Source organism: Mesorhizobium sp. M2A.F.Ca.ET.046.03.2.1, from assembly GCF_003952425.1.
GTDB lineage: Bacteria > Pseudomonadota > Alphaproteobacteria > Rhizobiales > Rhizobiaceae > Mesorhizobium.
In genome coordinates this window covers 7,247,394-7,267,050 of the sequence record NZ_CP034449.1, presented here as the reverse complement: position 1 = coordinate 7,267,050, position 19,657 = coordinate 7,247,394, and the positions used below count along the sequence as shown (strand labels likewise).

The 19,657-nt window shown below is 65.0% G+C and carries 25 protein-coding genes and 1 pseudogene; 16 read left to right on the top strand and 10 right to left on the bottom strand.

Features of this window, described 5'->3' with window-relative positions; all coding sequences use genetic code 11:
* The first annotated feature begins 23 nt into the window (after positions 1-23).
* Positions 24-1,448 (top strand): LuxR C-terminal-related transcriptional regulator, encoded by a 1,425-nt coding sequence (locus EJ072_RS35125; protein ID WP_126083334.1) that lies wholly within the window; start codon positions 24-26, stop codon positions 1,446-1,448.
* On the opposite strand, the gene EJ072_RS35120 is transcribed toward EJ072_RS35125, so the two are convergent.
* Positions 1,445-2,038, bottom strand: coding sequence for a DUF922 domain-containing protein (locus EJ072_RS35120; RefSeq protein WP_126083333.1), 594 nt, complete (start codon positions 2,036-2,038; stop codon positions 1,445-1,447). The genes EJ072_RS35125 and EJ072_RS35120 overlap by 4 nt on opposite strands.
* A 174-nt stretch (positions 2,039-2,212) precedes the next feature.
* Between EJ072_RS35120 and EJ072_RS35115 the strand changes: the two genes are divergently transcribed.
* Positions 2,213-2,446 carry a hypothetical protein gene (locus EJ072_RS35115; RefSeq protein ID WP_126083332.1) on the top strand — a complete coding sequence of 78 codons (234 nt, stop codon included), beginning with the start codon at positions 2,213-2,215 and terminating at the stop codon, positions 2,444-2,446.
* A 97-nt stretch (positions 2,447-2,543) separates the two neighbouring features.
* Positions 2,544-2,747, top strand: a complete 204-nt coding sequence (locus EJ072_RS35110; RefSeq protein ID WP_126061481.1) for a KTSC domain-containing protein — start codon at positions 2,544-2,546, stop codon at positions 2,745-2,747.
* A 178-nt stretch (positions 2,748-2,925) separates the two neighbouring features.
* Here the strand turns inward: EJ072_RS35110 and EJ072_RS35105 are convergent, their stop codons facing one another.
* Positions 2,926-3,111, bottom strand: coding sequence for a DUF3606 domain-containing protein (locus tag EJ072_RS35105; RefSeq protein ID WP_042642958.1), 186 nt, complete (start codon positions 3,109-3,111; stop codon positions 2,926-2,928).
* A gap of 122 nt (positions 3,112-3,233) precedes the next feature.
* On the opposite strand from EJ072_RS35105, the gene EJ072_RS35100 reads away from it, so the two are divergent.
* Positions 3,234-4,100 (top strand): RNA ligase family protein, encoded by an 867-nt coding sequence (locus EJ072_RS35100; RefSeq protein WP_126083331.1) that lies wholly within the window; start codon positions 3,234-3,236, stop codon positions 4,098-4,100.
* 14 nt (positions 4,101-4,114) lie between these two features.
* Complete coding sequence (locus tag EJ072_RS35095) at positions 4,115-4,336, top strand: hypothetical protein (protein WP_126083330.1); 222 nt, start codon at positions 4,115-4,117, stop codon at positions 4,334-4,336.
* Between the two features lie 167 nt (positions 4,337-4,503).
* On the opposite strand, the gene EJ072_RS35090 is transcribed toward EJ072_RS35095, so the two are convergent.
* Positions 4,504-4,863: a helix-turn-helix transcriptional regulator gene (locus EJ072_RS35090; protein WP_126083852.1), complete on the bottom strand. Its 360-nt coding sequence runs from the start codon at positions 4,861-4,863 to the stop codon at positions 4,504-4,506.
* Between the two features lie 1,527 nt (positions 4,864-6,390).
* On the opposite strand from EJ072_RS35090, the gene EJ072_RS36300 reads away from it, so the two are divergent.
* The 4 genes from EJ072_RS36300 to EJ072_RS35075 all read left to right on the top strand — a co-directional run bounded on the left by EJ072_RS36300 (position 6,391) and on the right by EJ072_RS35075 (position 8,742).
* Positions 6,391-6,555, top strand: a complete 165-nt coding sequence (locus EJ072_RS36300) for a hypothetical protein (RefSeq protein ID WP_189341959.1) — start codon at positions 6,391-6,393, stop codon at positions 6,553-6,555.
* 169 nt (positions 6,556-6,724) lie between these two features.
* On the top strand, positions 6,725-7,657 hold the full coding sequence (locus EJ072_RS35085) for an NAD(P)/FAD-dependent oxidoreductase (protein ID WP_348526262.1): 933 nt from the start codon (positions 6,725-6,727) through the stop codon (positions 7,655-7,657).
* Positions 7,599-7,820 carry a hypothetical protein gene (locus EJ072_RS37600; protein WP_348526261.1) on the top strand — a complete coding sequence of 74 codons (222 nt, stop codon included), beginning with the start codon at positions 7,599-7,601 and terminating at the stop codon, positions 7,818-7,820. Before EJ072_RS35085 ends, EJ072_RS37600 begins: the two co-directional genes overlap by 59 nt.
* Positions 7,821-8,112: 292 nt before the next feature.
* Positions 8,113-8,742, top strand: coding sequence for a glutathione S-transferase family protein (locus EJ072_RS35075; protein ID WP_126083329.1), 630 nt, complete (start codon positions 8,113-8,115; stop codon positions 8,740-8,742).
* A gap of 70 nt (positions 8,743-8,812) precedes the next feature.
* On the opposite strand, the gene EJ072_RS35070 is transcribed toward EJ072_RS35075, so the two are convergent.
* The 3 genes and pseudogenes from EJ072_RS35070 to EJ072_RS37215 all read right to left on the bottom strand — a co-directional run bounded on the left by EJ072_RS35070 (position 8,813) and on the right by EJ072_RS37215 (position 10,865).
* Positions 8,813-9,814: an aldo/keto reductase gene (locus EJ072_RS35070; protein ID WP_126083328.1), complete on the bottom strand. Its 1,002-nt coding sequence runs from the start codon at positions 9,812-9,814 to the stop codon at positions 8,813-8,815.
* A gap of 317 nt (positions 9,815-10,131) precedes the next feature.
* Positions 10,132-10,553: pseudogene (locus EJ072_RS35065) on the bottom strand (BA14K family protein).
* Positions 10,554-10,595: 42 nt separating this feature from the next.
* Complete coding sequence (locus EJ072_RS37215) at positions 10,596-10,865, bottom strand: EF-hand domain-containing protein (protein ID WP_245467114.1); 270 nt, start codon at positions 10,863-10,865, stop codon at positions 10,596-10,598.
* A gap of 354 nt (positions 10,866-11,219) precedes the next feature.
* Between EJ072_RS37215 and EJ072_RS35055 the strand changes: the two genes are divergently transcribed.
* The 7 genes from EJ072_RS35055 (at position 11,220) to EJ072_RS35025 (ending at position 15,550) form a co-directional block, all read left to right on the top strand.
* A complete protein-coding gene (locus tag EJ072_RS35055) occupies positions 11,220-11,654 on the top strand; it encodes an EF-hand domain-containing protein (RefSeq protein WP_126083326.1) in 435 nt (144 codons plus the stop codon).
* A 28-nt stretch (positions 11,655-11,682) separates the two neighbouring features.
* The gene (locus tag EJ072_RS35050) at positions 11,683-12,066 is read left to right on the top strand and encodes a hypothetical protein (protein ID WP_126083325.1); all 384 of its coding nucleotides are present in this window, start codon (positions 11,683-11,685) and stop codon (positions 12,064-12,066) included.
* 91 nt (positions 12,067-12,157) lie between these two features.
* Positions 12,158-12,754, top strand: coding sequence for a sigma-70 family RNA polymerase sigma factor (locus EJ072_RS35045; RefSeq protein ID WP_126083324.1), 597 nt, complete (start codon positions 12,158-12,160; stop codon positions 12,752-12,754).
* Positions 12,751-13,191 (top strand): hypothetical protein, encoded by a 441-nt coding sequence (locus EJ072_RS35040; RefSeq protein ID WP_126083323.1) that lies wholly within the window; start codon positions 12,751-12,753, stop codon positions 13,189-13,191. The genes EJ072_RS35045 and EJ072_RS35040 overlap by 4 nt, the downstream gene beginning before the upstream one ends.
* Positions 13,188-13,586, top strand: coding sequence for a periplasmic heavy metal sensor (locus tag EJ072_RS35035; protein WP_126083322.1), 399 nt, complete (start codon positions 13,188-13,190; stop codon positions 13,584-13,586). Before EJ072_RS35040 ends, EJ072_RS35035 begins: the two co-directional genes overlap by 4 nt.
* 67 nt (positions 13,587-13,653) lie before the next feature.
* A complete protein-coding gene (locus EJ072_RS35030; protein ID WP_126083321.1) occupies positions 13,654-14,805 on the top strand; it encodes a hypothetical protein in 1,152 nt (383 codons plus the stop codon).
* Complete coding sequence (locus EJ072_RS35025; RefSeq protein WP_126083320.1) at positions 14,798-15,550, top strand: ABC transporter ATP-binding protein; 753 nt, start codon at positions 14,798-14,800, stop codon at positions 15,548-15,550. Before EJ072_RS35030 ends, EJ072_RS35025 begins: the two co-directional genes overlap by 8 nt.
* Before the next feature lie 59 nt (positions 15,551-15,609).
* Here EJ072_RS35025 and EJ072_RS35020 read toward each other — a convergent pair whose 3' ends face one another.
* The 4 genes from EJ072_RS35020 to EJ072_RS35005 all read right to left on the bottom strand — a co-directional run bounded on the left by EJ072_RS35020 (position 15,610) and on the right by EJ072_RS35005 (position 19,656).
* Entirely contained in the window at positions 15,610-15,972 is a 363-nt protein-coding gene (locus EJ072_RS35020) for an Imm8 family immunity protein (protein WP_126083319.1), read from the bottom strand.
* Positions 15,973-16,102: 130 nt separating this feature from the next.
* The gene (locus EJ072_RS35015) at positions 16,103-16,600 is read right to left on the bottom strand and encodes an N-acetyltransferase (protein ID WP_126083318.1); all 498 of its coding nucleotides are present in this window, start codon (positions 16,598-16,600) and stop codon (positions 16,103-16,105) included.
* Positions 16,601-16,924: 324 nt separating this feature from the next.
* Entirely contained in the window at positions 16,925-18,133 is a 1,209-nt protein-coding gene (locus tag EJ072_RS35010; protein ID WP_126083317.1) for an NAD(P)/FAD-dependent oxidoreductase, read from the bottom strand.
* The gene (locus EJ072_RS35005; RefSeq protein ID WP_126083316.1) at positions 18,130-19,656 is read right to left on the bottom strand and encodes a formyl transferase; all 1,527 of its coding nucleotides are present in this window, start codon (positions 19,654-19,656) and stop codon (positions 18,130-18,132) included. The genes EJ072_RS35010 and EJ072_RS35005 overlap by 4 nt, the downstream gene beginning before the upstream one ends.
* Position 19,657: the final 1 nt, after the last annotated feature.

Genomic DNA, 19,657 nt, shown 5'->3' with positions numbered 1-19,657 from the left:
TATGCCCGCTGGCAGGACAAGCCATGAACCGCATCGTGACGACCTCGGAGGCGTTGTCGGACCGCGAGCGCGCGGTGGCGGAGAGGTTCGCCGCCGGCATGACCTATCGCGAGATCGGCGAGGCGCTGTTCATCGCGCCGTCCACCGTGCGCACCCATCTCGCGGCGATCTATGAAAAGCTAGGCGTGCGCAGCAAGGTCGCGCTCGCCATGCATATCAACGCCATCGCAGCAGCGCCGGCCATGTCGCCGAACGGGCCCGAAGCTTCGCCGATGCTGGCGATATTCCCTATCGAATGCCTGAGTGCCGACGAGCAATGGCGCCGTTTTGCCGACGGCTTGTCGTCGGACATTACCGTCGATCTTGCGCGCTACGCGGACCTGCCGGTCGTTGCCTTCCACACCATGAAGGCCCTTGGCAGCAGGCCGGCCGATTTCGCCGCCGACGGCAAGGCGTTGGGTGCTGCCTATATCCTGTCTGGTCAATTGCGAGCGGACGGCCGACGGGTAAGGCTTACGATGGAACTCGCCGACGCACAGACCGGCGTCAGCCTCTGGAGCGAGCGCTTCGACCGGCCCGTGGAGGACATCTTTGCGCTGCAGGACAGCTTGACCGAAAGCGTCATCAACGTGCTCGCCGGCTGTTTCGGAACGATCGCCACGGTCGGCCGCAATGCGATCCGCCGCAAGCCGCCGGCTAGCCTGCGCGCCTACGACTGCTATCTGTTGGGCGTCGAGCAGCACAACACCTTCAGCCGCAGCGGCAACGGCGAAGCCATCAGGCTGTTTTCACGCGCGCTCGATCTTGACCCGACACTGGTCAGGGCCTGGACCGAACTTGCCTACGCCTATTCGATTGAGGCCTGCAACGGCTTCGGCGACGATCTGAACGCCTCGATCGCCAAATGGCGCTGGGCGGCCGAGAATGCCCTGCGGCTCGACGCGAGCGACAGCACTGCGCACAACTGCTTCGGCGATCTCATGGGCTGCCTCGGCGATCTGGAGGCAGCTGAAAGAGCCCACCGGCGCGCCTTCGAATGTGGTTCCAATCATGCCGACACACTGGCGCTGCTTGCCGGCAGCAAAGCGCTGGTCGCCGGCGATCCGGCCGAAGCGATCCCGCTCATCGAGCGCGCAATGCGCCTCAACCCGCTTGCCCCGCCATGGTATTTCGGCATGCAGGGGCGCGTCCTGTTCACGGCCGGCAGGTACCGGGACGCCATAGCAGCGCTGCGACGGAGCACGCCGGATTCTCCGCACATGCTGATATTTCTGATGCTCGCCCATGCGAGGGAGGGCGAGGGGGCCGAGGCGGCCGCCATCGCGAGCAGGTTGCGCACGGAATTTCCAGGCTTCTCGGTCGACGGTTTCATTGCGGGGTATCCCGTCACCAATCCCGACGCCGTGCGCGCTATCCGCGACGCGGCGAAGCTGGTGGCGATCCGTTAGCCCCCGCCCAGAAACGCCGCGATCAGCTTCAACATATTGCCGTCCCGCCCGAACTCCTTGGTGTCGAAGTCGCGGCTGCCCTGGCGCTGCGCCCTGGAGAGCTGGTCGAGATAGGCCGTCAGTTCGGCCCTGACCTTCTTGCAGCCGGGATCGTTCTCGGCGGTGAGGCCGGTGCTGAAGGCGACGATCTTGTCGACCATGTCGATGATGCCGGCGCCATGCACCTTCTCGTGCGCGATCAGCCCGGCCGCGAACCTGTCCCAGCGCGCCTGCAGGGCGGGGTCCAGCTTTCTGGCCGGCTTCGGCAACGTGTAGGTGATGATCAGCTTCGGTCGCGCCGACTTCAGCACGCAGGCGCTGCCTTGCGGCTGGTAGTCGCGCTGCCAGGTCAGCTTGAAGAACGTGTGCGCGATGACGCGACGCCCGCCGCCGGCCGCGCCGACCAGCGGGCCCTTCTCGCCGATCGACAGATAGAGCTGCTCCGCGCTTTGCCCGGAGACGGCATAGGTCTCGATACTCTCGATGGGCTTCCACTCCGCCCGCGCAGGGGAGGCAAGGAGCAAGGCGCAAAGCAGGATGGCGAATTTCATGAGGGACTCGATGGGATTCCGTGCGTTAGGTGCATAGCGGTTGTCTCGTGCGAGATCAAAGCGCGCGGGCAATCCGTCCTTTGAGGAAGGAGACTACGAGACGCCGCGCCGGAACCCGCTCCGCCCGTCATCCGTTTCCTTGGCCAATCATCCCAACCGATGGGGGAGGACAAGATGACCCGCAACGAGATCATTTCCGTGCTTGGACCGGTGGACGAGGCCGTGATCGCCGACATCGCGCTCACCGGCGCAAGCCTCGAGGAGCTGCGCGAGGCCTTCGCCTGGATCGGCGCCGACGAGGCGCTGGTGAATGAGGGCCATGCCATGCCTGGCGCCCGCGTGGCGAGACTGATCGAGATCCTCGAACCGCCGGAGGACGAGCCCGAGGCGCCGCACGCGGCGGACTAGGGCGCCGGCGCTTCATGGGGAGGCGTTATAGATCCCCATCCCTGAAACAAAAGCCGCGTTCCCGACGTTTGCGAATGCAAACTCGCAAGGTGCGCCATTGCCATCCACCTCAATCAAGAAAACAGAGTACGATCCAACCAGCAGGATCCTCTCTGTGTGGTTCGTGGCCAGCGGTAAGCGCTACGACTTTGAGGGCGTGCCGCCGGAGACTTACGCCGCGTTCCGGTCGGCCTTTGTCAAAGGCCGCTTTTTCAACGACCATATCCGCGGTCATTTCCGGTATCGCCGCGTTACCGATTAGCTGTCCAGTTCAAGCGGCTCATGCTCATCCTGGAACTGGTGCCACATAACCTGTCTGATGTCTTTGCAGTCGACGACCTGGCCGCACGTCTCGCAGCGATAGAAGTCCGAATTCCGAATGGAGCCTGGCGGGCGGTGCACCGTCACCCCTTTCGGCGGACCCAGCTCGGAAAGCCTCGTCATCCTCGAAGCTTCCTCGCCTCGCGCTCCAACGTCTTTCGGTCGTTGCCGTGCTCGCCGATCAGTTCACGCACCTGCTCGGGCGTGATGCGATGCTGTTTGGCGAAGTAGCGAACCTCGTAATCCTCATTCGCCGAAACTCGGTCGCGGTCCCTGAAATCGCGCTTGGTCTTGTCGTCTGCCATAGCCGTTCCTCCTGGTGAGAGAGAACAGAGTTCCGCACCGAATGTTCCCATTAGCTGCAGCTAACGGAACTGAAACGACCCTGCGCTATTGAATCAAACTTGAGTGATGCGTTGGGGCTCTCATGCGTAAGCCGGTTCGGCTGTCCTTCATTCGCCCGATGGAGCCTGAGCTTGTCGAGCAACCGCCAAAGGCAGACGGTTGGAGCCATGAGGTGAAATTCGACGGCTACAGATCGCAGATCATCAGGGACGATGAAGGCGTCCGTGTGTTCACAAAGTCGGGCATTGATTGGACCGCGAAGTACAAGTCGATCGCCAAGGAAGCCGAGACCCTGGAGGCAGAGAGCTTCATTATCGAAGGCGAGATGATTGTGCTCAACGAAAAAGGCCTGTCCGACTTCCATGCGCTGCGGTCGGCCATCACACAGCGGCCTCAGGCTCTCTATTTCGTCACATTCGACCTCCTGCATCTGAATGGCCATGACTTGCGCGACATGGCCCTGAAAGATCGCAGGGAGGTGCTGCAAGCGCTTATCCCGGCAGGTGGGCATATCCAGTTCTCGGAGGCTCTGCCGGGCACTGGCGACGCCGTTTACCACCTCGCGTGCGAGGCCAACCTGGAAGGCATCGTTTCGAAGCGCCTCGACAGTGTCTATCGCTCCGGCGCGACCATGAACTGGCGGAAAATCAAGTGCTACGTCGAAGCCGAAATGGACATCATTGGCGTGCAGCGTGAGGCGGGGAAGCCTGCCATGGTGCTGATGGCCGACAAGGGCCGGTACATGGGCGGTGCGTTTGTGACCTTCAAAGCCGACAAACGACAGGCTCTCTGGGATCGCGTGCAGGGCAAAGTTGGTGCTCCGCCTCCAAAGGGATTGGCAAAGCAGAAGGCGGAGTGGCTGAAGCCGGGCCTGGTCGGACGGGTGAAGTTCCTCAAGGGCGAGGAGACGTTGCGTCATGCCTCACTGAAGGATTTTCGCGAAAAGTAGGTGGAGTTACTGCGATGCCAGTTCGCCAGAAGGCGCAGGACGCCGGAATTTTCGAGCCTGCTGAATTGGAGTTCCTGGCAAGGGTGTTCGACCGGCTGAAAACTGAGGAGCAGACTGCCGATGAACGTGAGGCCCTGGCGTCCCGAATCCTCGCCAACTTCATGGCCGGCATCGAGGATGAGGAAGAGCTTGTTTCGCTGTCACGGCTGGCTCTGGGTCGCTCACACATGTCCTAAGCGGCATCACGGTCGTTGCCTCATTAGTCGCGCCAGCTGTTGCTGCCAAGCTACAGCCCTTTACATGAGATTCCATTAGAAAAGCCTTGTGCGGGGTTTCCTGGGTTTCGGGCGGACCATCCGGGGAAAGGGGCGCACAGCAGTTTGAGGGAAGATGACCCGTCGGCTTAGGTCGGCGGGTTTTTCTTTCGAGCGTCGGCTCTCATTTGAGATCGCACCTCAGATCGGTCGCGAGTCAAGGAGCGGTCTGCCATCCGTCGGCGCCACGTTCTATTGTCGGCGGTGAACTGGCCTTGCGGATCCGCTATTGAAGCGCGCCCGTCCGGCGCAAAGACAATTCCTCCAGCCTCTAAAGCTCTCCGCACAGCAAGCACACTGCTAGGTCGAGTGTTCTTTAGGCCGTTTTCGATTCCGCTGATCGTCGCTTCGCTGACGTTGGCCTTGGAAGCCAGGCGTACCCGCGACCAGTTCAAGAGGGCCCGGGCAAATCTGACCTGTTCTGCGGAGAGTTCATGTCGGCTGTCCATAACTCTGGAACATTCAATCTCGCTAAAATGTTCCAGGCCGATTTTTTGCAACGAAGCAGGTGGGCAACGAAGCTGCCAGGATTTAACATCGCGGCCGTGGTGGCGATGCGTCAGTATCGGGCCGTCCCATTTCTACCCAGGAGTGGACACCGGTCTGCGATCGAGTGTCACGGCGAAGTCGCAGACCGGCCCCCTCATCAACCTATTTGAGACAAAGCTCGCATGCGCGCTTCTGGGCGTCTCCACGCCAAGCAGAAGCAAAGAACACCACCTTCCGAGCGGGCGAGGACCGGTCGATCCAGATCCAGGAGCGCAAAATGCGCCGCCGGCCGCGATGACCGAAATCTCCAATTCACCAATCACGCGGTGACGCCGGAGCAGCGGAAGGGCTGCCCATGGGGTTCTGCCATCCAACGAACGATGCCCGCCGGGGGTACAGCGGGCATCATCTGCAAAAAAACTGACGATCAGGGGACTTCGCTCGTCAGTCAGGACCCGAAATGATCTCGCGGACTAAATGTTTCGCCGCATGGACCAATGCGAGCAAGCGAGGGACTTCAGTCTGAATGAGTTGGCGGCCGACGCCCTTCCTCCGTTGGGGGGGAAGGCGGCCTCCCTTTCCGTTTCGCCGTCCTAGAGTGTTTCACCGTTTCATGGAAACGGCGAACCCTCTATCTCTTTGTGTTGTCGCAATTCCAGGCGGAAAACCGCTCACACTTTTCCTGAAATTGCTCTAGAGCGGCCCGACAGTTCCGCGTTGGGGTAGCGTGGATGAACCGCCGGGCCTAGCCGACTCGGGTGGGGAGCCGGCTGTGGCAGATGGTATATTAGCGCATCTGCATGAAGATCACGGTTGATGACTTTCCACCGTTTTTCGCCCATGGCACAGGGGATGGACGGGAGCGGCCCGGCAGGCTGACGGGGTAGGCCAGCGAACGCCGGGCCTAGCCGGCGGGGACTCGGAAACGAAACATGGCACCGGCTCGCTTTAATATACGCCTCTGCCGAGGGATCGGCACTCTGCCGTTGGTAGTAAGCCGGAATCGCTAAAGCATGTCTCCCGAAAGTGGGAATCGGTTTCGGGATAAAGACATGCGTAAAATCAAAAACCTAAAGCGCATGGAGCGTATCTGAAAGATCGCGACGCGCTTTAGGCCGGCGCTGGCGAGCATCGTGGCACGGCTATCGCCGCCATTCCACCGGCGAGGCGCACTTGCCGATAAGAGCGGCCCGGCGGTTCCGTTGGGTAGCGTTGATGGATGACCGCCGGGCCTAGCCGGCGCTGGGTTTCGGGTGGCGAACGCGGCGCCGGCTGGCGAAACACTACGCTCTTGCCGAAATAGTTGGCACGTATCCATAAGGACGAACGAGGGAGTAGACCAACGTCGTCCCATCTCGGGACCGAATTGCTGGCATCAATTTTGCGTCGGTCGAATTGCTGGCACAGCAAGGGATCTTTTCACATTGCGATTGTCTGCTCAGCCTGCGCGAAAGCCAGGATCACCGAAATGCATATACTCGGCGCCGTTGCAGATCGAGGATGTACAGATCGACGAGAACGGCGATGTGACCGTCTCGATTGTTACTGACGACATCTACTCGAAGAATTCCAAACAGCGCTATCAGATTACGCTGACCGAAGCCGAAATCTGCGTGCTCTCCCGCGGCGCCGAACGGCGCTTTCGAGTATGACGCTCGCGAATAAATCGCGATTTATGCATCTCTGCGGCGTTCATGCACGAAGATGAGGCGCCGGGCGCCCCGCTCCATCCCACGCGGTGGAGCATGGGTGCTTCTCCCTACTTGCCCCTCCAACCCCTCCCGTCATAGGTTTTGCCGCTTTGGCGGGAGGAAAAGCGTTTTGGAGACCAATGTCGTCATTGTCGGCGCCGGCCCTGCCGGGCTCGCCGTCGCGGCCTGCCTCAAACAGGCGGGCGTCGATTTCCTTATTCTCGAAAAGGCTGATGAGGTTGCGCCGTCCTGGCGGCGGCATTACCGGCGGCTGCATCTGCACACGGTGAAATCCTTCTCCTCGCTGCCTTTCGTGCCGTTCCCGAAAAGCCATCCCCGCTACGTTCCGCGCGAAAAGGTGGTGGCCTATCTCGATGCCTATGCCGAGCGCTTCGGCCTTGAGCCGCGCTTCGGCGTCACGGTCAAATCCATCCGCCGCGAGGGCGAAAAATTCCTGGTCCAGACGGACGCCGGCGGGATCAGCGCCAGGAAGGTCGTCGTCGCCACCGGCAACAACGCCCAGCCGATCATGCCGGATTTCCCGGGCATCGAGGATTTCAAGGGCAAGGTGCTGCACAGCGCCGCCTACACCGAAGCGGCGCCCTATGCCGGCAAGGACGTGCTGATCGTCGGCATGGGCAATACTGGCGCGGAGATCGCGCTCGATCTGGCCGAAAGCGGCGCTCACCCCACCATCTCGGTGCGCAAGGGCGTCCACATCGTGCCGCGCCAGCTGTTCGGCGTGCCGATCCAGATGGTGGGCATCGCCAGCCGGACCATGCCGCAGGCGCTGAACGATTGGATGTTCCCCAAGATCCTCGACCGGGCGCTGGGCCGGCTGGAGCGATACGGCATCGTGCGGCCCAAGCAAGGCATCCTGCAAGGCATCGAGGCCGGCCGCATTCCGGTTATCGATATCGGCACCGTGGCGGCGATCAAGCAGGGTCGGATCGGCATCGCGCCGGACATCGCAAGCTTCACCGGAGACGGCGTGACATTCGTCGATGGCGTGGAGAAGATTCGACGCGGCCATTTTCGCCACCGGCTACCGTCCGGCCTATGACGCCTTCCTGCCGGCGGAGCTCAGACCGGACAAGAGCGGCGTCAACGCGCGGGCGAGCGAATTGGGCGTCTATCTCGTCGGCTTCTACAACCCCGTCACGGGTCTGCTGCGCGAGATCGGCATCGAGGCGCAGGCAGTGGCGAGGGATATTGCGGGGAGGTGAGGAGGTCGCGGCCAACATGATAGGCCGGGTTCCTTCGCCCCCCTCTCTGTCCTGCCGGACATCTTCCCCTCAAGGGGGAGATTGGCAGCTTCCGACGGCCGTCTCCCTGCAGCGCTGGTGATTGGCGAAAGCATACATGACATATAATCTCCCCCCTTGAGGGGGAGATGCCCAGTAGGGCAGAGAGGGGGGCCTCGCCAAGACCTTTCTGTGTTTTGAGCCCCGCCACCTGAATCGGGTGGCGCATCGGACCACCTCATGCGAAGCCATTGCTGCCAATGAGGGATCGGCCATGCTCATGCTCTACGATTATCTCCCGTCGCAAAACGCCTGGAAGATCCGCGTCCTGCTCGGCCTGCTCGGCATCGCTTACGAAACCCGCATGGTCTCGATCTTCGAGGGCGAGAGCCGCACGGAGGCTTTCCTGAAGCTCAACCCGGCCGGCGCCGTTCCGGTGCTCGCCGTGGACAATGGCCAGGCGATCGCCGAGTCCAACGCAATCCTCACCCTCGTCGCCGAGGGCACGCCCTATCTGCCGACGGACCGGCTTGCCCGCGCCAAGGTCATGCAGTGGCTGTTCTTCGAGCAGTATTATGTCGAGCCGGTCATCGGCTCGCTGCGCTTCTGGAGCCTGACCGGCCGGCTGGAGCGCAACCAGGCGCTGGTTGCCGGCAAGCGCGAGGCGGGTGTGCGAGCGCTTGGCGCGCTGGAGCGCAGCCTGGCCGACACGCCTTTCCTGGTCGGCGATACGCTCACCATCGCCGACATCGCCGTCTATGCCTACAGCCACCGCGCTGAGGATTGCGGTTTCTCCCTCGCCGATTATCCGGCGGTAGAAGGCTGGGTGGAAAGAGTGGGCGAGGCGATCGGCCCTGGCTATCCGGTGCATCCCTACAGCATCGATCCGCATTCGGGCGGGTGAGGGCTGATTGCCAGCTGTCGGCGCCGAGTTCCTTCGCGCCGACGTTCAATAGTCCTCAGGACTTCGAGCCCTACCGGTCCACCAGCGACATCGTGCGCTCGTTATACCTTGGCCCGGATACCTTGTCGGGCGTCAGCGCCATGTCGAGCCCCAGTATCTCGGTCGCGTCGAGCGTGATGTCCGCCGCCGCGACATTTTCCTCCAGATAGGTCCGCCGCTTGGTGCCAGGGATCGGCACGATGTCGATGCCGAAGTCCGGCCCCTTGGCGAGCAGCCAGGCGATCGCGATCTGGCCGGGCTTCACGCTTTTTGCCGCTGCAATGTCGCGCACCGCGGCGGCGGCCGCGACATTCAAGTCGAAATTCTCGCCCTGGTAGCGCGGGTCGCCGCGGCGGAAATCGCCCTGCGGATAGTCCTCCGCGCGCTTGACGTCGCCGGCCAGGAAGCCGCGGCCGAGCGGCGCGAAGGGCACCAGGCCGATGCCCAGCTCCTTCAGCGCCGGGATGATCTCGGGCTCGAGGTTGCGCTCCCACAGCGAGTATTCGCTCTGCAGCGCCGAGACCGGATGCACGGCATGCGCGCGGCGGATGTTGGCAATGCCCGCTTCCGACAGGCCGAAGAAGCGCACCTTGCCCTCGGCCACCAACTCGCCGACCGCGCCCGCGACATCCTCCATCGGCACCGCGGGGTCGACGCGGTGCTGGTAAAGCAGATCGATGCGATCGGTGGCGAGCCGCTTGAGCGAAGCCTCCACTACCTCCCGTATATGGTCGGGCCGGCTGTCGGTGCCGGCCTGCTTGCCATCGACGATGCGGAAGCCGAACTTGGTCGCGATCGTCACCTGGTCGCGCCGGCCTTGCAGCGCGCGCCCAAGCAGTTCCTCGTTGAGGAACGGCCCGTAGACCTCGGCCGTGTCGAGAAAGGTGCAGCCGAGCTCGATCGCCCGGTGGATCGTCGCGATCGACTCCGCTTCGTCGGCCGGCCCGTAGGACTGGCTCATGCCCATGCAGCCGAGGCCGATGGCCGAGACTTCGAGCCCCTGGCTTCCGAGTTTGTGTTTGCCGAGGCTCATATGTTCTTGTCTCCCGCGAAAAATCGCCGCTCGCGAAAGTATAGGGCGGGGACAGAACACGTCCAGCGGCGAGCCGGCAGCGCTTGATCCAGGTCAAGGAAACCGCAGGACGGCGCCGTATAGTCGGTCCGTCTTGGGAAGGACACAAGGCGGGCGGGTGGTTCCAGCCGACTCCACTCCCTCGGGGACCCGACGGAACCACCCACACCGACGTTTGGTAATATCGGACAAAGGCTGTAGCGCGTCGCCCGAACTCGTTTTCGGCGCGACGCGCTTTTTTATGCACCCAGAGTCCACGCCGCGCCGGTACGCCCGGCTCAACTATAAGGCGACAGGCACTGCTGGCGAGGGCCGCCATAGGGCTGGTAGCTGTTGTCCCAGGCGCGGTAGGAGCGGTAGCGGTCATAGCACCAGCGCACATGGGCGGCCGCCAGGCGCGCCGCTGGGGGCGGGGGTGGCGCGACCGTGGCGGCCGCCACGCCGGCCGCGAAGGCGGCGGCCGGGAACCAGTAGCCATTGTAGTAGCGGTAGCCGGGGCGCACGCGCCAATAGCCACGGTAGCCGTTGTAGTAATAGACGCCGCCAACGACGTAGAAGCCGCGCCGGTACCAGACCGGCGTCGCCTGGCTGGTCACGGATGCCTGGCCGGGGCGGGCACGATTGGAACGGCCTCGGCCGGCGAGGCCAGCATCGATGCGCCGAGCACCAGGCCGCAAAAGGCCGTCGCTATCCATTTCATCGTCTCTCTCCTTTGTTGTGTGTCACTGGGGATCACGGGGGATCACGGGCGCTTCAGCGCCCGCAGTTCGGAAATCGAAAGCGCGCCGTCGCCATCGGTGTCCGCCTGCAGCAGCCGGTCGGGAATGGCGGCCGTGAATTCGTCGCGCGAGATCTTGCCGTCGCCGTTGCGGTCCATGCGGCTCGCCTCGGCCTGCAGCCCCGCGAAACGCGCGGCCTGGATGTCGCGCTTCGCCTTGACCTGCGCTACGGCCGCGCGCACCTCGTCGGGGTCGAGCACGCCATTGTGGTTGGCGTCCAGCCGGTCGAACATCCGCGCCCGCGCTGCCTGGATCTCGCTGAATTCGAGCTTTCTGTCGCCATTGGTGTCGATGCGCCGGAACGCTTCCCGGGCCCCTGGAGCAGCCCGGCGAGGGCTGTCACAATCTTGGTCATCTGGGTCTCCGCTGTAATCGACGGCCCGCCGCGGACCGTCCTTGCAGCGCCTCCTACGCGCGAGTTCGAAGGCTCCTACGCGCTGCCCGCGAATTTTTCGGAAGGTTCGATGCACGGGGCGCCGCGCCATGGCGGCCGGCGAAAAAATCCGCCTGCCGAGCGTAGGAGCACGAACCGGGCTGCGTATTGGCCGACAGTCGCCCCCGCGACGTGACAGTCGAAAGGACCAACCATGAAACACTCAGCAATCCTTGCGGGTCTGCTTCTCGGGCTCGCTCCGGTCTGCGCCACCGCGGCGCAGGACATGCCCGGCCAGCGCATCCTGCAGCGCCTCGACACCAATAGCGACGGCGCGATCTCGAAGGACGAGATGCTCGCCGCCCGCGAACGCCTCTTCAAAAGGCTCGACCGCAATGGCGACGGCGTCATCGACGGGAACGAGATCGAGACCGCCCGCCAGGCCATCGATGACCGCGCCCTGGCAGCCGAGGCCCGCCTCGGCAATCGCTGGCGGCGCATGGACAGGAATGGCGACGGCAAGGTCACCGAGGACGAGTTCCAGGCCAGCACGCCGCTCTTCGATCTCGCCGACCGCAATGGCGACGGCAGGCTCTCCGCCGACGAGATCGCGGCGATCCGCAAGATCGTGGCTGCTCATGCCAATTGACCAACCTGCCTTCCAGAAAGGAAATGACATGCTTTCAAGACTCAAACTTCCGCTGCTTTGCCTTGGCGCGATGGTCGTCTGGTCGGCCGCTTACCCGGCCTCGGCCGAGGAATGGACGCGCAAGACCGCGCATGGCGGCGAACTGAGCCGCAGCGTCGACCGGGACGGCAATATCTACACCGGCTCGACCACGCGCACCGGACCGAATGGCGGCACCTACACGTCGAACTCGACCTGCAAGGCCGGCGTTGTTGACCGCTGCTCCAGGAGCTATTCTGCCACCGGGCCGAACGGCAAGACCGTTTCAGGTCAGCGCTACAGCGCGGCCGGACCGTTTCGCGGCCGTTCTGTCGGCAGCTTCACGGGCCCGAACGGCAACACGGTTCACGGCTTCCGCCGTTGGCGCCGCTGACATCTGGTGGTGGACTTGACGTCGGAATTCGTTTTTCTCCCGAGCCGGATCGTCGCGGATTTCTGCCTCGCCCCCGGAGGCTCCTCGACCGGTGCCCGCCGCCGTGCGGGATGAAGCTGCCGGTGGCGACGAGGAGCTTCTGGCCCGCATCGCCGCGGGCAGCCAGGCGGCTTTGTCCGCGCTCATGGCCCGTCACGGCCGTGGGCTGCGGACATTCGCCACGCGCTATCTCGGTCATGCGGCCGATGCCGAGGACGTGGTGCAGGAGGTGTTCGTGACCGTCTGGAAACAGGCCGCACGCTTCGATCCCGGCAGGGCGCGCGCCTCGACATGGCTCTACCGGATCACGGCCAACCGCTGCATCGACCAGCGCCGGCGCCGAGCGCTGCGCAACTTCTTCGGCCTGGACGACATCGCAGAGGAGCCGGCCGCGCCTGAAGCGAATGCCGAGACCGCGACGGCGGCAAGGCAGGAGCTGGCGATCGTGCGCGATGGCCTGTCGCGCCTGCCGGAGCGCCAGCGCATGGCGCTGCTTCTTAGGGCGGTGGGCGAGCTTGACATCGGTGCGATCGCCGAGGTGATGGGCGCCAGCGCCGGCTCGGTCGAACAGTTGCTCGTGCGCGGGCGCCGCGCGCTTAGGGATCATTTGGCAGATGCGGCCGCGGGCCGCGAAAGGAAGTCCTCATGACACGCGAGGAATTCGAGAACAACCGTCGCCGCTTCGGCGACGACGTCAATGCCTGGCCGGCGGCCTTGAGAGGGCCGGCCCTGGCGTTCCTGGCGCTTGACGGCGATGCCGGCGCCGACGCGGCGCTCGACAGCCTCGTGCGGCAGGCCGCGCTGGTCGAGGGCGATGACCGCGCCTTGGCGCGCAAGGTGCTGGCGCGCATCGATCGCGGCGCGGCACGTCCTTCGCTGCTGCCGCGCTTCCTCGTCGCGCCGGCCGGCATCGCCGCTTGCGCCGCGGCCTTGCTTGTCACCGCGACAATCGCCGGTTACCAGGTGGCGCGTCTTCAGGACCAGTCGCAGGATTCCGAGCTCTTGGCGCTCGCCGCGGGCGCAAGACTGCCCGACGACGGTGGACCGCCTATCGCCGGCGATGCGGGCGAGGGAGACGCGCTATGACCGGTCGTTCATGGATCTGGGCGGTGGTACTGGTTGTGCTTGCCCTTTCGCTCGCGCTCAACTTCTTCTTCATCGGCTATGCCGCGCATGGCCTGCGCCAGGCGGCCGTCGCGCGCGGGCTGCTGGCGGAGGTCGCGGGCGCCTACTCGCCGGAGGTGCGCAAGGAGTTCCGCGCGGTCATGCGCGACAACCGCGGCCGCACGTTCGAGGCGCTGCGGCAGCTGCGCGCTGCGCGGGCCGACCTTGCGGCGGCCGAGCAGGCCCGACCCTTCGACGAAGCGGCGGTCAGGCAGGCGATGGCGGCGGTGCGCGCCGCTACTACAAACCTTCAGGCAACGGTGCAGGACTACCTGCTCGCCGCCATGAAGAACGTCAACGCCAAGCCGGCCGGGTGAGCCATCGCCCCACTCGCGGCACAATTGCCGTGACCTATTTCCGTGTCGGAACCATGATGGCGAACCAATGCGGCACGACCGGCTTGTCCTGATATTGCTCTGGCGCGAGCTGGTCCTCGGCCTGCGGGCGATGCGGTGCCGCGATCTCGCCTGGATCGGGCTCGGCGGCGGCGCGCTGCTGGCCTATGCGATCGCCGATATCGTGCTTGCCCTGCATGCCGCGGCGCCGAAATTGCGGGACGACCAGCTCCTGTGGACTCTTAGCCTGCCGCTCACCCTGGCCGTGCTCGGGGCGCTCACAGGCAACGCGGTCGCCAGGCTCTGCCTTGAACGCGCTTTCGCGCCCTTCCTCAAGGCGCTGCCGCTTGGCTCCAGACAGCGCCGCCACATGGCCGGCAGGGCGACGCTGGCGATCTTCGCGCCGCTGGGCGTCCTGGTTGCCGTTTTGGTCGGCTTCGCCTGCGCCGTCATCGGAAAGCCGTTGCCGGCGGCCTGGGGCCTGGGCGCGGCGGTCCTGTTTGCGCTGGGCTTCGGCACGGCCGCCCTTTGGCGTCTGCGGCGGCCACGTCTTCTCCTCGATGAGGCGGCGAGCGAGACGGCGCCGGTTGGAAGGCAGTGGCTGCGCCGCCTCGACCGAGCGCGCCCGCGCTGGCTTTCCAGCTGGGCCTGGAAACTGCCGGGCGGCCATTTGCGGCCGTCATGGAAGCTGGCCGCGGCCGGTCTGCCGCTCGCGGCCGCGGCCATCCTTGGCGCATGGGCAAGCCTTGCCGGCCGCACGGCCGGGCCGGCGGCGGTTGCGGGCCTGGCGGGCGGCATTCTCGTCTTCATGCTCAGCCTGCGCTGCCAGCCGCTCGGCTCGCCGGTCCTGCGCACGGCGCCCATCGGCTTCACGCGCGTGTGGCTGCGGCTGGTGCAGCTGCCGCTGCAATTGTCGCTCGCCTTCTTCCTGCTGCCGGCCGGCGCGGCGCTCGCCGCCGAGCCGTCGGCATGGGCCGTGCCGGTAGCGGGCGGGCTCTGGCTGCTGGTGCTGAACGGCGCCTATGCGGTGTTCGGCGCCTATTTCCTCAACGCGCCATTCGTTGCCATGTTGAGCTTCGCCAGCGCGCTCGCCTATGCCAGCTATGAAACGCTCGAATACGGACGCACCGTGCTGATCGGCCTGGCGGCGCTGGTGGTTTTCCTGTGGCACCGAACCCGACAGAGGTATCGCAATGGATGAAGTCGTCGCCGTCAGCGGCCTCAGCGCCGGCTATCGCGGGCGCGCCGTGGTGCGTGGCATCGATCTTTCGCTCCGCCGGGGCGATATAGTCGGCCTGCTCGGCGCCAATGGTTCGGGCAAGTCGACGCTCATCAGGGCGATCACCGGCCAGATCCCGTTGCTCGGCGGCAGCGTGACGATCGACGGCATCGCGCTTGCCACCGCGCCGGAGCGCGCCAAGGCCGGCTTCGGCCTCGCCATCGAGCCGCATGAATTGCCGGCGCCGCTGTCGGGACGCCAATATATCGAGCTCGTCGCCTCGATCCGCGGCTCCGCGCCCGGCGATCTGCCGAGTGCCGATCTGCCGGGCGCCGACCTTCTGGAGCGGCTCGAACTCGGCCGCTGGATGGATCGCCCGATCGCCGAATATTCGCTTGGCACGCGAGCCAAGGTCGCGATCCTCGCAGCGCTTCTCGGCCGGCCGCCGCTGCTGATTTTCGACGAGACGCTGAACGGCCTCGATCCGGTCGCCGCTTGGGAGGTGAAACGCGTGATCACCGCGCTTTGCGCGAGCGGCCGCCACGCCGTGATCGTGTCGACCCATGTGGTGGAAGCCGTGCCGGCGCTTTGTAATCGCGCGGTGCTGATGGCCGATGGCAGCCTGAACCGAAGCTGGGATGCAGCGCAACTGGCCGAAGCGGGCAGAGCGCCAGGCGCGTTCGAGGACAGCGTCATGCAGGCGCTGCGCATGCGAGCTGCTGCTTGATGTCGATCTAATTGATTGGTTCGAAATTCGCGCTAGCGTGTAGTTTCCCAGTTTGAAATTCAGAGCTTGTATTCGAATTCCCATAGCCCGACCCGCGAAAGCTCACAGGCTATCTCCTTCCAGCTATTGCCTTTGGCCGAAGCGCATCGAGCGATGAGAAATTCTTCCAGTTGAGTGTGATCGAAGGTCCGCATGAAGATCACGCTTTCACCTGAAAAGACTGCTTCTGTGTGGGACCGAAGAAACCATGTCGGCGAACACACCGTGGCCGTGAAGGCATCTGAGCCCTCTTTGCCCTCTTCTCCCGCATAAAAATCGATGGTGAGCGAAAAATCAGTTGGATCAGACGGGCGCCATGTGGAGAGATCGAACGCGAGCTTATCGGCGTCCACAATCCTATGACCCTTATACTCCGCTTTCATGAAACTCGCTTTTCCTGCTTCCTATGGGGACCGCGCTTTCCCGGCTTCGGCGCAACGGCGTCCATCTTCTCGCAAAGGTCGTCGATAGACCAGAGCGTTTGCGTCAACGCAGCGGCCATTGCCGCCGTCTCTAAGCCCTCGGCAGCATGCGGCGCATGATCAGCGAGGCGTGCCCGCGGACGCCGTGGGCGGCTTCCCGGCGCTCGACCACTTCGAAGCCGTGCTTGCGGTAGAAGGCGATCGCGCGGTCGTTGCCTTCGATCACCTCCAGCGCGATCGAGGGGATGCCGGCATGGGCGGCAAGCACGGCATGCAGAAGGTCGACCGCAAGCCCGCTGCCGAATGCCTGCGGCTCGATATGCAGCCGCTCCAGCGTGACGTCGCCTTTGGCGTCCATCGCCGCCATCGCATAGCCGGCGATCGAGCCGTCGGCGCGTTCGGCGACGAAAGACATCTTGTCCTCGTCTTCCAGTTCTTGCGCAAGCTGGTCCGGCGCGTGCCTTTCGTCGGAGAGCCGGGCCACGGTCTCGTCGCCCATGATCGGCGCGTAGGTCCGCCGCCAGGATTGGCCGAGCAGCCGCGACACATCGGCAAGATCGTTCCTCGTCATCGCCCGGATGCGGGTCATGGTCTTGGTCCTCGTTTCCATCCGAAGATAGGGCGAAGCGCGGTGCGCGGCCAACCCCCGGGCGCGCCGAAAGCGCGGATCCGGGCGGCGCCTTTCGGGCGTTCAAGCGGCTATCACGGGCGGCGCAAACGATCCTGCTGCTCGATAGCCCGCTGCCGGACCGATAGAGGCGGCAGCGGGCCATTGATGAGACGCTGTCCCGCCGAGCACGAGACACTGCTCACCTTTGGTTTAAGCGGGCATCGCCAGGGATGCGACTTACGGATTCGTAAGCTCAGTCACGATGACGTGCCCAAGGCCCGCCCGGCGGCGCAGCGCCCCCTCTCACGCCGCGCGCGGCTCGGCCGGTTTTCCCGCTTCGCGGATCCGTCGGCTAAAGACCATCAACTGCCGCGCGGTGTTGTTGCGCAGGCGGCGCAGGCGCCATTCCAGCCCTGTCTCGGTGGTGATGCGCTTGGCATAGATGCTGGCGCGCAGGGCCCTGGTGTCGGCCGCGACCTTGATCGGATCGTCATAGAAGGCGCAGATCTTGTCGGCCGCCATGCCGGGCGTCTCGAGCCAGGCGGGGATATGCGTGGAGCTGAGGCAATCGACATCGGTTAGCACGCGGTTTATCCCGTCGCCTTGCGCCGGGCAGGTCGTGGCGAACGCATCGCCGATGAAGACCACGCCGTCGCGGCGATGGCCCCGTGTCGTCGTCAGGCTGACCTGTCGCACCTCGACCTCGCTGGCGACGGCGAAGTTGCCGCATCGCTGGGCGATCTCCGGCATCAGGTCCAGCAGCATCTTTTGCGGGTTCTCGCGGAACGCCCGCACCCATGGATCGGCGACGGTCCGATAGACGAACATATTCGCCCGCAGCCGCTCGCCGATCCGGAAGATGGTAAGAAAGGCAATGCGATCGGCGACCCGCCTTGCGTAGAAGGTGAGGGACTGGAGGCCGAATTCCTGCGGCGTGATCGCCAGGTCGAACCCCATCGACAGCGAATGCGCCTTCGATTCCTCGATGCGCTCGACGCCGATGGCGCGCCGCACCGCCTCGCTGTAGCCGGTGGCCACCACCAGAAGCCGCGCATCGATGACCGAGCCGTCGGTGAGCACCAGGCGCTGCCGGTCCGGTCCGGTCGACACCTCGGCGACCTTGCCCACCGTCAGCGGCACTTCCGGAGGCAGCGCCGCGCGCATGCCGTTGACCAGCGGCGCGTAGGAGAAGGCGTATTCGAAGGTCTGCTTGCGCTCGAACAACTGGCCGAAGCGGAAGACATGGAGATCGGTCATCGGCGTGGAGAGCGACCTGAAGACCGAGCCGAGGCCAAGCTTCTCGAACAGCCCCATCTGTTCGTCGCGGGTTTTCTCGGCCCTGAATTCGTCATGGTGGACACGGTGCGGATCGATCAGCGCCACCTTGCGGCCAGCTTTGGCGAGCGTTATCGCCAGAACGGTTCCGGCCAGCCCGGCGCCGACGATCGCCACTTCCGCCTCGGTCCTGCCGGGCGGGGCTGCGGGCGTTTCGCGGTTCTCGGTGGTGCTCATTGCTTGTCTCCAAGGCCCGAGGGCATGCTCTCCCGCCGCTGCTTCCAGCGCGGCGCCATTGCCGAACCATCTATGAATTCCAGCCCGCCCGCTTCGTTGAGTGTGTGTAGCTTGCGGCCGGCCCAGCCGGCGCCGGGATTGAGGATCGTCTCGACGACCTGTTCGAAGCCGGTGTCGTCGAGGCGCGTGACCCGCGCGATGCCGAGCGCGGCGCCATAGCTCCTGCGGCAATCCTGCACCGGACGCAGCAGCTGCCCGCCGCGGCTCACCATGCGGCCCGCGGGGCGCGCGGAGGCGATGTCGATCAGCAGCGGGTTCTTCGGATGCGGCGTCCACGGCCCGCGGAAAACCGGCGCCGACCACAGATGCAGCTGGTCCGAGAAAGCGCCGCCGCCGTCGCGCACGGTGGCGAACATCCACCAGCGCCCGCCATGCTCGGTGAGCGTGGCGTCGCTGGCGACGATGTCCGACAACAGCGTCGCTTCCTTGACCCAGCCGCCCGGGAAGGCGCTGGCGCGGTAGAGATCGACGCTGCGGTTGGCGCCGCTTTCAGGCACCATCCACATCTCGCCGTCGCGCTCGAACACGAAGGGGTAGGAGAGGTGGTAGGGCAGTTCCAGCACCGGCTTCGGGGTGCCTGCCGGTCCGTTCGGCCCGAAAGCCACCGCCGACAGGATCGCCTTGCCGGTGCGGTGGATGTAGTCCTCGACGAACAGCGTCACCTGGCCGCGGTAAAGCACCGGGAACGGGTCGGCGTAGAAGCGGCTGCCGTCGTCAGCCAGGTCGCGCCAGCCCGATTGCGGATGGGCGCGCAGTTCGTAGAGGTCGCTGCCTCCGGTCTGGCGCCAGCCGACCCGCCAGTGCGGGGCGTTGTAGCACAGATGATAGATCTGCTGGACGATGCGCCGCGCCATGGCCTTGGCGGCCCGCACGCCGAGCTTCGTGGCCGGTGGCATGGGCGGGGACGACGCCCCGGATGGCGGTTCGGGCAGCACAGGCAGGTGCGAGCGCGCGGCGCCATTGACCGCCGCCACGATCAGGCTGGCCGAGCGCGCCAGCATGTCCTGGAAGGATGCCAGCGCGATGCCGTGATATTCGGTACCGAGCCGCCCTTCGGCGACGACAGCGCCGTCCTGCTCCAGCCGGGCGAGGGGCGTGCGGCCGGCAAGGATGAGCGCCAGCAGGGCTTCCTCGCCACAGACGCCGTCATAGGCGAGCTGCCAGACCTGTCCGCCTTGCGGCTCGACATCGCCGACGAGGTCGATGGTGAGCTCGGTTGGCTGGGACGCTCTCGCATGGCCGGCCAGCATCGAAATTGGCACACGCCTAGCCGTCCCATCGGCGGGCAGGCGGTGGATAAGCGTCTCAAGCTGGAACAGCGCCTCGGCCGCCTGCGGCACACCGCCCGCCGCCGGACGCGCGTCGACGCAAAGCTCGATCCCGGGCAGCTGCGACAGCCTTTCGGCCAGCGCGACATGGAAAGCGCGCACGCGGTCGCCGTCGAGGCGCAGGCTCAGGCGCATG